The sequence below is a fragment of the uncultured Rhodococcus sp. genome (assembly GCF_963525155.1).
Classification (GTDB): domain Bacteria; phylum Actinomycetota; class Actinomycetes; order Mycobacteriales; family Mycobacteriaceae; genus Rhodococcus_F; species Rhodococcus_F qingshengii.
Window position 1 is genome coordinate 1 of the sequence record NZ_CAURKP010000162.1, and the last position, 11,549, is coordinate 11,549.

Annotated in this window: 9 protein-coding genes; 3 read left to right on the top strand and 6 right to left on the bottom strand. The window is 63.1% G+C overall.

Features of this window, described 5'->3' with window-relative positions; translation table 11 throughout:
* Together RWT78_RS23605 and glsA are read right to left on the bottom strand one after the other, a co-directional pair.
* A partial coding sequence (locus RWT78_RS23605) for an SIMPL domain-containing protein (protein WP_314681333.1) occupies nt 1-539 on the bottom strand: 539 nt, incomplete at its 3' end.
* 9 nt (nt 540-548) lie between these two features.
* Entirely contained in the window at nt 549-2,375 is a 1,827-nt protein-coding gene (gene glsA, locus RWT78_RS23610) for a glutaminase A (RefSeq protein WP_314681337.1), read from the bottom strand.
* 252 nt (nt 2,376-2,627) lie between these two features.
* Here glsA and dxs point away from each other — a divergent pair, with 252 nt between their 5' ends.
* On the top strand, nt 2,628-4,574 hold the full coding sequence (gene dxs / locus RWT78_RS23615) for a 1-deoxy-D-xylulose-5-phosphate synthase (protein ID WP_314681340.1): 1,947 nt from the start codon (nt 2,628-2,630) through the stop codon (nt 4,572-4,574).
* Nucleotides 4,575-4,662: 88 nt separating this feature from the next.
* Here the strand turns inward: dxs and RWT78_RS23620 are convergent, their stop codons facing one another.
* From RWT78_RS23620 to RWT78_RS23630, 3 genes are all read right to left on the bottom strand, one after another.
* Nucleotides 4,663-6,105 carry a sugar porter family MFS transporter gene (locus RWT78_RS23620; protein WP_003942633.1) on the bottom strand — a complete coding sequence of 481 codons (1,443 nt, stop codon included), beginning with the start codon at nt 6,103-6,105 and terminating at the stop codon, nt 4,663-4,665.
* A gap of 213 nt (nt 6,106-6,318) precedes the next feature.
* Nucleotides 6,319-6,789, bottom strand: a complete 471-nt coding sequence (locus RWT78_RS23625; RefSeq protein WP_037130336.1) for an SRPBCC family protein — start codon at nt 6,787-6,789, stop codon at nt 6,319-6,321.
* 40 nt (nt 6,790-6,829) lie between these two features.
* Nucleotides 6,830-7,846 (bottom strand): iron-siderophore ABC transporter substrate-binding protein, encoded by a 1,017-nt coding sequence (locus tag RWT78_RS23630; RefSeq protein WP_314681345.1) that lies wholly within the window; start codon nt 7,844-7,846, stop codon nt 6,830-6,832.
* 124 nt (nt 7,847-7,970) lie between these two features.
* Here RWT78_RS23630 and RWT78_RS23635 point away from each other — a divergent pair, with 124 nt between their 5' ends.
* On the top strand, nt 7,971-8,522 hold the full coding sequence (locus tag RWT78_RS23635; RefSeq protein WP_003942617.1) for a TetR/AcrR family transcriptional regulator: 552 nt from the start codon (nt 7,971-7,973) through the stop codon (nt 8,520-8,522).
* Between the two features lie 102 nt (nt 8,523-8,624).
* Nucleotides 8,625-10,196 carry a GMC oxidoreductase gene (locus tag RWT78_RS23640; RefSeq protein WP_314681349.1) on the top strand — a complete coding sequence of 524 codons (1,572 nt, stop codon included), beginning with the start codon at nt 8,625-8,627 and terminating at the stop codon, nt 10,194-10,196.
* 66 nt (nt 10,197-10,262) lie between these two features.
* Here RWT78_RS23640 and RWT78_RS23645 read toward each other — a convergent pair.
* On the bottom strand, nt 10,263-11,549 hold a 1,287-nt coding region (locus tag RWT78_RS23645; protein WP_314681352.1), incomplete at its 5' end, for a 3-hydroxyacyl-CoA dehydrogenase family protein.

Below are 11,549 nucleotides of genomic sequence, written 5' to 3' on the forward strand. Positions count from 1 at the left end.
TCCTCGAGCACCTCGAGGACTTCGACCAGAGCTTTGTCTGCCAGGTCTGCGAACTGTCTGGCCTTCGATTCGGCTGCCGTCCAGGCCAATTCGCGTGCTCTTGTCGCCAGATCGCTGCGGTCGTCGAGATCGAACTCCAGTCCGTCGAGCCGAATCGCGTCGCCACCCACCGATACACACGCCGCGATGACGGCGGCGGGGGAGTTCGCCGCTTCCGGCTCCAGCTCTCGCAGTACGACTCGGAAAGTTGTCGATGCGGTGAATCCTGTTGTCTCCTGGCGGCCTCCGTCGCTCCAGTGAGTCTGCGGATGGACGCTCAGCCCGGCGGTGGTGAGGTCCGCTCCGCGCCCACCGCGCGCGTGCAGGGTCTCGGTCAGCGCAGTGGACAGACGCGCGACGGCGTCGAATGCGTCGGAAACGGCCGTCTGTGTCACCGATACTCCGATCGTCAATCGCACGATGTCGGGAACAGCTGTTGCAGTGGCGGTTCCGGTCACCGTGACAGTGGACGGCTCCGAGGTGAAGGCGGTGGTCGGCATGTGTACTTCCTATCCGATTCGTCCGGCGGATATGACACTCCGCAACATCAGGTCCAATTGCTCGTAGGCGCCCGCCGCCAGTCGTTCGAGAAGCGCAAGTTTCAACTCGGGTGCCTGTGCGGTCAGTTCTGCATATCGTTCCGGAGTCAGGACGGCGACGGTGACCGTGGAATCGGCGCGGATGTCGTTGAGAAACGGAGTGTCGAGGAACATCGTCATCTCGCCGAACGTCATTCCGGCCGAGAGCGTCGTGATGCGGTGCTCGACCCCATGAGCATCGGTGAACATGGTGCTGACCTGGCCGCTGAGAATCAGATAGAACCCCGAGGCCGCTTCGCCTCGGCGGGCGATCTTCTCGCCGCGGGCATAGGTTCGCGTCTCCAGTTCTGCGGAGAATCCCTCGATCTGCGCCGCGGACAGAGCATCGAGAACTGGGTGGTTCTCGATCGAGATCGTCGACGCCTGCCGATCGGCCTCACAATGCACCGCAAGCAGCGTGTCTTCGCACCACTGCATGGCGGAATCGAGATCCGCAAAAACCCGACCACTTCTTCTGGCGGGGTCGATGCTCGAACTTCGTTGTCCCAGCAGTCCTTGCGGATCGACGACGGCCACAGCGCAGGCTTGGTCGGCCAGCTGAACCTGCAGTGCAGTGATCATGCGCACCGCGACGTCGCTGGCGTCGTCGACGCGTCGGACGTCGATGACGACAACTTCGAGGCCCTCGTCCACCGAGCCGATTTCGCGGACCGCCGATTCGGCACCGGTGAAGAGGAGATCGCCGTGCAGTTCGTAGACCCGGCTGCGCTTGCCGACGTCGTCGAGCACAGCTTGTTCGGTCGGGGTGCGTCGTACTCGCGACGGCGCTTCGACGACGCTGTATCTGGCCCGGATCGACGAACGTGACGCCCGCGTCACGTGGAGGAAGTGAAGTTCGAGTTCCTTCGACAGTGCCCGGGCAGACGCAACTCCGCGAACACTGTTGCCGTGAACGTCGAGCCTGGGGGAGTACACGGCGATGCCGATCTGGCCCGGCAGAACTGCCAGCACTCCGCCGCCGACGCCGCTCTTGGCCGGCAATCCGACCTCCACCAGCCACTTGCCGGCGCCGTCGTACATTCCGCAGGTTGCCATGACACTGAGGACCTGTTCGACGCCTGCGGGTGCCAGCGCACGCTCGTGGGTGAGCGGATTGACGCCGTTGTTTGCCATCGTCGCAGCCATCAGACTCAGATCACGGCAGGTCACGTCGATCGAACACTGACGGAAGTACAGGTCGACGGCCTCGTCGGGATTGCCGGTGATGACGTCGAAGGATCGCAGCATGTGGCCGATCGCACGGTTGCGGTGACCGGTGCGGGCCTCGGAGGTGTAGACGGCTTCGTTGAAGGTCAGCTCGCGGCCTGCGTATCGCGAGTACGCCGAGCGGATGCGCTCGAAGCGGGCCTCGGGATTCGGTCCGGCAACCAGTGATGCAGCGGTGATCGCCCCGGCATTGATCATGGGGTTTCGTGGCCGTTCGGTGAGCGGGTCGAGGCTGATTTCGTTGAACGGCTCGCCGGATGGTTCGACGTCGATTTTCGCGGCAACCGCCTCGCTTCCTCGATCGGCGAGAGCCAAGGCGTAGGTGAAGGGCTTCGAGATCGACTGAATGGTGAACGGGATTCGCGAGTCACCGATCTCGTAGACGTAACCGTCTACGGTGGCGATGCAGATTCCGAACGAATCGGGGGCGACCGCCGCGAGTTCGGGGATGTAGTCGGCCAACTCGCCTTCGTCGAGTGATCGGACTTCGTCGAACACTCGCGTTATCAGGTCGTCGACCACAGTTCCCATACGTCGACCTTAAGCTGACATGGCGGTCGTTTTGTGGAGGAAGAGTTGCCGAGTCGATCGCGACGGATCCCATTTGTCTGTGATTGCGATCACGAGCGATCCGCGGGATTTCGCTGTTACGCGAAGTCACACCGGATTCGGGCCGAGTCCGCGTGTCGGTTCGCCGGAACGCTCCGTAGACTGGCAGCACTGTCGCGAAGACAGCCGCGGCGCGCACCGGTGCAGCTGTGAAGCACGGAGGGAGCGATCTCGTTGGGTGTTCTTGCCCGCATTCAGGGTCCTGACGATCTACGTCAGTTGAGCCACGCCGAGATGACGGAGTTGGCCGACGAGATTCGTGAGTTCCTCGTGCTGAAGGTCGCTGCGACCGGTGGTCACCTCGGGCCCAACTTGGGCGTCGTGGAGTTGACCCTCGCACTGCACCGAATTTTCGACTCGCCGCAGGACGCGATCATCTTCGACACGGGCCATCAGGCCTATGTACACAAGATCCTCACCGGTCGTCAGGATCAGTTCGACACTCTGCGTAAGCAGGGCGGACTGTCCGGGTATCCGTGCCGCGCCGAGAGCGAACACGACTGGGTCGAGTCCTCTCACGCTTCCGCCGCGCTGTCCTATGCCGACGGCCTCGCGAAGGCCTTCGCGTTGACGGGTCAGAATCGCCACGTAGTTGCCGTCGTCGGTGACGGTGCGCTGACCGGCGGAATGTGTTGGGAAGCTCTCAACAACATCGCGGCAGGCAAGGACCGTTCGGTGGTGATCGTCGTCAACGACAACGGCCGCTCCTACGCGCCGACCATCGGCGGACTCGCCGACCATCTTTCGGCACTGCGAACCGCACCGAGTTACGAGCGCGCCCTCGACAGTGGCCGACGCATGGTCAAGAGACTGCCCTGGGTGGGGCGCACCGCGTACTCCGTCCTGCACGGAATGAAGGCGGGTCTCAAGGACGCGGTCAGCCCTCAGGTCATGTTCACCGATCTCGGTATCAAATATCTCGGACCGGTCGACGGTCACGACGAAGCCGCCATGGAATCGGCGTTGCGCCGGGCGAAGGCCTACGGCGGACCGGTCATCGTGCATGCCGTCACTCGTAAGGGCAACGGTTACGCACACGCCGAGAACGACGTGGCCGACCAGATGCATGCCACCGGCGTCATCGATCCCGTCACAGGTCGCGGCACCAAGTCGTCCTCGCCGGACTGGACGTCGGTCTTCTCGGCCGCATTGATCGAGCAGGCTTCGCGTCGTGAGGACATCGTCGCCATCACCGCGGCGATGGCCGGGCCCACCGGCCTCGCAGCATTCGGTGAGAAGTTCCCCGATCGGATCTTCGACGTCGGTATCGCCGAGCAGCATGCGATGACCTCGGCCGCCGGTCTTGCACTGGGCGGACTTCACCCCGTCGTTGCTATCTACTCGACCTTCCTCAATCGGGCTTTCGACCAGTTGTTGATGGACGTCGCTCTGCTCAAGCAACCGGTGACAGTCGTGCTCGACCGCGCCGGGGTCACCGGAGTCGACGGTGCCAGCCATAACGGGGTCTGGGATCTTTCGCTGCTCGGAATCATCCCCGGGATCCGTGTCGCGGCACCGCGTGACGCCGACACACTGCGGGAAGAGCTGGACGAGGCACTCCTCGTCGACGACGGCCCAACCGTCGTTCGTTTCCCGAAGGGCGCTGTACCCGAAGCGATTCCGGCCGTGAAGCGACTCGACGGAATGGTCGACGTTCTCAAGTCCAGCGAGGGTGAGCGCGGCGACGTGCTCCTCGTCGCGGTGGGCCCGTTTGCATCCCTGGCACTCGAGATTGCCGAGCGGCTCGACAAGCAGGGCATCTCGGTTGCCGTCGTCGATCCGCGGTGGGTTCTGCCGGTCGCGGATTCGCTGGTGAAGATGGCGGACAAGTACGCCCTCGTGGTCACCATCGAAGACGGCGGTCTGCACGGCGGCATCGGTTCGACGGTCTCGGCCGCGATGCGTGCCGCCGGAGTGCACACGTCGTGCCGCGACATGGGCGTTCCCCAGCAGTTCCTCGATCACGCCAGCCGCGAAGCCATCCACAAGGAACTCGGACTCACGGCTCAGGACCTCTCCCGCAAGATCACCGGCTGGGTGGCGGGGATGGGTAGCGTCGGCGTCCACGTCCAGGAAGACGCGTCCTCGGCTTCGGCTCAGGGCGAAGTCGCGCAAGGCTGACTACTCGACACACTAAAAGCCCCAACCGCGGGGCCCCTCGCAACAATCCGAGGGCCACCGCTTTTCGGTGTGAAACCGTGAGATCTCGCTACTGGACGGATTCGAGTGTGCTGCCTCGCGTTTCCTTCACGAATCGCAGGACGACGAACAGTGACAACGCTGCCATGACGGCGTAGCCGGCATAGGTGTACGACAGATTCCAATCGGCCAGTGCCGGGAACGTCCAGGAGACCAGGAAGTTCGCGACCCAGTTGGTGGCGGTCGCAATTCCTACTGCTGCAGCACGCACGCGGTTGGGGAACATCTCGGAGATCAACACCCAGACCACCGGGCCCCAGGACAGAGCGAAGAAGAACACGAATGCGTTCGCACCGATAAGTGCGATAGTCGCGTTCGCTCCGGTCAGCGTGGCCACAGATTCGCCGATCTCGTTCTTGGTCACTGTTGCCGAATGGAAACAGAACGCCGCGGTGCCCAGTGAGATGGCCATACCGGCGGAACCGACCAACAACAGCGGCTTTCGACCGACCCGGTCGATGACGGCGATGGCGACAAATGTACCGACGATGTTGACCAAGGCGCTCACGACGCTGATCAGAAGGGACCGGTCTGCGCCGAATCCGACCGCCTGCCAGAGGGTGCTCGAGTAGTAGAAGATCACGTTGATACCGACCAACTGCTGCAATGCGGCGAGTGCGATGCCGACCCACACCAGATGGGAGACCCCGAGCCGCTTCGAGAAGAGTTGGCGGACTGTGGTCTTGGCTTGCTTCTCCGTCAGAGATTCGCGGATCTCGTTCATGCGTTCGGTGACGGCGTCGTGATCTCCACCTTCGAGATCGGAGATGATCTTGCGAGCACGATCGTCCTTGCCCTGCGCCACGAGGAACCGTGGAGACTCGGGAATCGTGGTTGTCATGATCAGGTACAGGACTGCTGGAACCGCCTCGAGCATCAGCATCCACTGCCAGGCTTCGAGGCCTGCTATCTGATTGCGATCACCACCGGCCGCGGCCTGGAGGGCGTAGTTGACCAACTGCGACACGGCGATTCCGAGAACGATAGCCAGCTGGTACATCGAGCCGAGACGTCCGCGAATCGCGGCGGGGGAGATCTCCGCGATGTAGGCCGGGGCGATGACTGACGCGAAACCCACTGCCAGGCCGCCGACCACGCGCCAGAACGTGAGGTCGTAGACGCTGAACGGAATTGCGGAGCCTACGGCGCCGATTATGAACAACACCGCGGCTATCTGCATGACGCGGATGCGGCCGAGGCGATCTGCGAGTGTGCCTGCGATCCAGGCGCCGAGTGCTGCGCCGAGCAGAGTCAGTGAGACCGTGAGCCCGGTGCCCGAGGCGCCGATGTCGTACTTGTCTCGGATCGCACCGACCGCCCCGTTGATGACGGCGGTGTCGTATCCGAACAGAAAACCGCCGAGCGCGGCGGCGCCGGCGAAGAGCACTGCATGTCCGACGTCGGCGCGAGTAGCGCCGGATCCACCGCCGGAGGCGGTTCCGCTGAATGCCATTCCTGCCCCCTCAAAGGCCCTACGGTCGACACCCCGATGCGCCGATCCATCCGCGAGCACTCTGCACGCTACGCCCACCGGGGCAGATTTGGCGGGGACTCACGCGCCGTTACCCAGCTGAGTCCATTCCCGCAGCGAATCAGCTGGACACAGTGATGTCGTATTGATTGCAGTTATTATGCAAACAATATGGTAAGTGCAGGTGAGGGCGCTTTACTCGCCCGAGAGACGCTCGGCTTTTGCTGCGATGTCTTCGAGATCCTTCGCCATGAATTTCCGGGTCACCCGCGCGCCCAACCGACCGAATACCGCTGTGAAGATCTTCGAGATACGTGAAGTGGATTCGGATTCACCGGAGAAATACATCTCGAGGATCGTGCCTGTGGCGTCAGGCTTCAGCGTGAACCCACTCGTGTAGTTCATGCCGTGGGAGTTGGCTTTGACGACGGTGCGGGTGGGAGCCTCGACCTCGGTGACCCACATGTCCTCGGTTGCTTCCTTGCCCATCATCTTCCGAGTTTCACGCCACTTGGTGCCGACGGCGTATCCCTCTCCGGCGAGCCGTTCGATACGGATCACGCCGGAGAGGGTGTCGGCAGCGTTGTCGAGGTCCGTCAGGACCTGCCACACAGTGTCCGCCGGTGCGTTGACGTGCCTGGTTACGGAGATCGAAAGTTCGGCCATGCAGGTGAGCATAAAGACCGTGACCGACACTGCATCTTTTCTAGGCGGAGGCGCGCTTTGCGGCTTCGCTCAACGTCGGTGTGATCTGGCCGAGGACCCACGGCGTGCTCAGGACGTTGACGTTGCTCAGTCCGCCGATGACCCGGGTGTCGCTGAGGAATGCGGTGGATCCACGCTTGACCGCGCCGAGTCCACCGACTGCGGGTATGCCGGACGGATCACCGGAGCCGTCGGTGAAGCCGACGATCACATCGGCGTCGATGTCGGCGATGTTCTCGTAGGAGATCGTCTTGAAGAACGATCCACCTGCATTGTCCGCGGCTAGCTTCTCGACGCCCGGTGCGTTGACGAACCCGAGTTCGGTCAGCACCTGGACCCGCGGATCAGTGGGCAGATAGACGTTGATGTTGCTCGAATCGGTGTCGAAGTTGACTACTGCCAATGTCTTTCCGGCGAACTCCGGGTGGGCTGTGGCGGTATCGGCGAGAGTCGCGTCGAGGCCGTCGACGAGCTTGTCGGCCTCTTCGCTCTTGCCGACTGCCTTGCCGACGATGCGGGTCTGGTCCTGCCAGGATGTCTGCCAGGCCGCACCGGGGTAGGCGGCCGTCGGTGCGATCTTGCTCAGTTGGTTGTAGACGGATTCCTCGAAGCCCTCGTACGGCGCGAGGATGACGTCGGGGGTCAACGACGCGATGGACTCGATCGGCGGTTCTCCGCTGGCCGGCATGTCGAAGAGCGTTGTCTTGTCCGCGTCGAAGTAGTCCTGCGCCCAGGGCATGACGCCGTTGTCGTCCGCACCGTAGGTGTACTTGGGCTGTCCGACCGGAGTCAGATCGAGTGCGTACAGGATGTCCTGCGCGTTCCATCCGAGGGTGACGAGGCGCTCGGGCTTCGAGTCGATGGTCGTGGTGCCGAAGGTGTTCTCGATGCTGACGGGGAATCCGTCCGTACCTTGGGATGTCGTGGATGTGCCTGAATCCGAGGAGCACGAGACAAGTGCGGTGACCGCGATTGCAGCCGCACCGAGGGCAGTGAAGCCCCGAATAGAAGTTTTCATGAAGGGCAGCCTAACCTACTGAATTTCGGCAGCCAAACGAAACCGATTGTGCCGTTTATGCAGGTGGGAGTCGGATCTGGACCGCGTTTCTCAGTGCACCGTTTCGGTGGGCAATACTTTCCTCGTGCGATCACAGCAGAAGATTCTCGGCGCCGCCCTCGGACTGATCGAAGGTGGCGGATTCGAGGCTGTGAACATTGCCGCAGTTGCCACCGCGGCCGGTGTCTCGCGCCAGACGGTGTACTCGATTTTCGGCACACGTGAGGAGGTCGTCTCCCAGGCGATGGGCGGTCTCGCTGTCGAGGTTCTCGGGGAGATCACGGCACAGGTGGAGTCGGTCGACACGGCGTGTGACTACGTCGTCGAATTCATCGTTGCCGCGCGAACTGCCGTGCGTGCTCACCCGGTGCTCGCGACTCTGCTCCTCGCCGAGCGGGGAAACCCTGTCTTCGATCTCGAAATGATGAGTCGAGCAATACCTTTCGCTGGTCAGATGCTCACCCCTATGGTCGAACGTGGCCTCGCCACGGAGGCGGAGTTGGATGAGATAGTGGAAATTGCCGTGCGACTGGGGCTTTCGGTTGTTGCATTCGACAGTGACCTCGTACATTCCGACGACTCCTTGCGGGCCTTTCTCTCGAGGTGGCTCGGGCCCGCAATCCGGTCGACCTCGTAGTTCCTTGCCTGCTCCGCCAAAACCTTGACACTCGAGCGTCAGAGTGTCTAGTTTTGGCGTGCCCGGAATTCTCTGGCGACATTCTTCGAGGGAGCACCAGTCATGTCCGGAGTGAAACGTAGATCGTTCTTGGCCGGTACGGCCGCCGTGGGAGTCGCGATGATGGCGCCACGCACTGCCAGGGCTGCAACAGGGATTCCGCTGACACGTGAAGTGCACCGTGTCGTGGTTATCGGATCGGGGTTCGGCGGCGGGGTGACGGCACTTCGCCTGGCCGAGGCGGGGGTTCCGGTCACTTTGCTGGAGAGAGGGATTCGGTGGCAGACCGGGCCGAATGCCGAAACTTTCCCGCACCCCGCCAGCCCGGACAAGCGCATCCTCTGGCATCAGTCCAACCCGACTCTGTTCGGCAGGCCGGCGATCTTCGAGCCATACGCGGGTTTGTTGGAGACGGTGACCGGTGAGAACATGACCGCGATCTGCGCAGCCGGTGTGGGCGGCGGATCGCTTGTGTACCAAGGGATGACGCTGCAACCGGAAGAAGCGGTCTTCAACACGCACTTTCCGGAGGAGCTCGATTACGCACGAATGGGCCGCGTCCATTACCCGCGGGTGGCGCGGATGCTGCAAGTGGAAACTGCACCAGACGAACTGATTTCCAGCCCGAACTACGAGGCGGCACGTGTATTCGCGCGTAACGCAGCGCGTTCCGGTCTACCCGTGTCGAAGATTCCGATGCCGATCGACTGGAACTTCGCGTTGGCCGAATTGAGGGGTGAGATGAAGCCGTCTTACACCAACGGTGACGGCGCGCTCGGTGTCAACAACGGTGGCAAGCATTCGGTGGATGTCACCTACATTGCGGCTGCGGAAGCGACCGGATTGGTGAATGTGGAGACTCTGCACCAGGTCACCGATGTCGAGCGGGCCGCCGACGGACGGTGGCGCGTGTACGTGGACCGGACCGACATTTCCGGCAAGATTCTCGAGAACAAGATCTTGACGACGGATGCGCTCGTGATGGCTGCAGGCAGCATGAACACCACCAAACTCCTGGTCCGCGCCGCGGCAACGGGGCGGATCACGGATCTGCCGGACGAGCTCGGCGCAGGGTGGGGGACCAATGCCGATCGGATCTACATCTGGTCGGATCTCGCCGAGAACTTCGGTGCGACGCAGGGCGGGCCGGTCGTCTACGGCAGCCGGAACTGGGACGACCCGCATAATGCGTTCACCGTCATTCAGGCGTCGTTCTCGCCCGTTGCGTTCGACGCTCACAGCACGGTGATGGTCGGATTCGGTGTGAGCCGCGACCGAGGTCGGTTCGTGTACGACTCGGCGCGTGGTGAGGCGGTGCTCCGTTGGCCGAAGGACGGGGATTCGGCGATCCAGCAAGGCCACATCGGGCCGGCCGCCCAGCAGATCGCGGCAGGCGGTCTACTCACCGACACGAACGCGATACTGCCGTCCACGTGGCATCCCCTCGGCGGTGCCTGCATGAACTCGGTGTGCGATCTCGATGGGCGGGTTCTGGGCCAGCGGGGGTTGTACGTGCTCGACGGCGCTCTGCTGCCGGGAAACTCCGCTGCGTGCAATCCGTCGATGACCATCGCCGCCGTCGCGGAGCGTGCGCTCGAGAACATCGTGAAAGACGATGTGGGAACCCTATTCTGAACCTGCGCAAACGTCACGGACGGCGTACCCGAAGGCACCCCGTCCGTGACGGGTCGATCGACTGACTCAGACGCTGGCAACACCAGGCGCGAGGAAGCGCTTGCCGTTGACAGCCTCGGAGGTGCCGGTGCGGTCCAGGTACGGCGTGATGCCGCCGTTCCAGAATCCGAATCCGCCGCCGAGCAGCAGGCAGAGGTCGATGTCCTCGGCTGCCGCTACGACGCCCTCGTCGAGCATGATCTGAATTTCCTCGGCAAATGCACGACGTGTGCGCTCGAGGACCTCTTCCGAAGTGGACACCCTGTCACCCTGCGGCCACAGTGCGGCGACCTCGGGGTCGACGGCCTGACCGTTCTCGCCCCAGGTCCACACGCCGGGCTTGCGGGCCTCGACGAGTGCTTCGAGTCCGGGTGAGCTCTTGAACCGGTCCGGGTACGACTCCTGCAGGGTCTCACCGGTGTGCAGTGCCACTGCGGGTCCGACGAGGGCCAGCAAGGTGAACGGCGACATGGGCATGCCGAGTTCGGCGATGGCATTGTCTGCGACGTCGAAGGGGGTGCCTTCGTCGACGGCGGACATGACCTCACCCAAGGTGCGGGTGACGAGGCGGTTGAAGACGAAGCCGGCCTTGTCGCCGCAGAGGACGGCGGACTTCTTCAGCGACTTCGCGGTGGCGAAAGCCGTTGCGAGAGTGGCATCATCGGTCTTGCTGCCCTTGATGATCTCGAGGAGGGGAAGAACGGCCACCGGGTTGAAGAAGTGGAAGCCGACCACACGCTCTGGATGCTCGAGGCCGGACGCCATTTCCGTGATGGAGAGCGAAGAGGTGTTGGTGGCGAGGATGGTTTCGGGAGCAATGAACTGCTCGAGTTCCGCGAAGACCTTCTTCTTGACGTCCATGTTCTCGAAGACGGCTTCGATGACGAAGTCGGTCTTGGCGAACGCGGCCTTGTCGAGGGAACCGGAGACGAGCGCCTTGAGGCGGTTCGCAGCGTCGGGGGACAGGCGCCCCTTGCCCTGGAGCTTCTCGATTTCGGTGTGGACGTAGCCGACACCCTTGTCGATGCGTTCCTGGTCGATGTCGGTCAGGATGACCGGCACCTTGAGCTGGCGGACGAAGAGCAGCGCGAGCTGGCTGGCCATGAGGCCGGCGCCGACGATGCCGACGCCGCTGACCTTACGAGCGAGCGAGCGGTCGGGTGCTCCGGCGGGACGCTTGGCGCGCTTGTTCACCAGATCGAAGGCGTACAGACCCGCGCGGAGTTCGTCCGTCAGGAGGAGGTCGGCAAGAGCCTCGTCCTCGGCCGCGAAGCCCTTGTCGAGCGAGGCGGCATCGGTGATGTCGGTGCTGCG

Coding starts and splice junctions, on each gene's coding strand:
- glsA (WP_314681337.1), bottom strand. CDS start 2,375: ATGGGAACTGTGGTCGACGACCTGATAACGCGAGTGTTCGACGAAGTC.
- RWT78_RS23620 (WP_003942633.1), bottom strand. CDS start 6,105: ATGGCATTCAGCGGAACCGCCTCCGGCGGTGGATCCGGCGCTACTCGC.
- RWT78_RS23625 (WP_037130336.1), bottom strand. CDS start 6,789: ATGGCCGAACTTTCGATCTCCGTAACCAGGCACGTCAACGCACCGGCG.
- RWT78_RS23630 (WP_314681345.1), bottom strand. CDS start 7,846: ATGAAAACTTCTATTCGGGGCTTCACTGCCCTCGGTGCGGCTGCAATC.
- RWT78_RS23640 (WP_314681349.1), top strand. CDS start 8,625: ATGTCCGGAGTGAAACGTAGATCGTTCTTGGCCGGTACGGCCGCCGTG.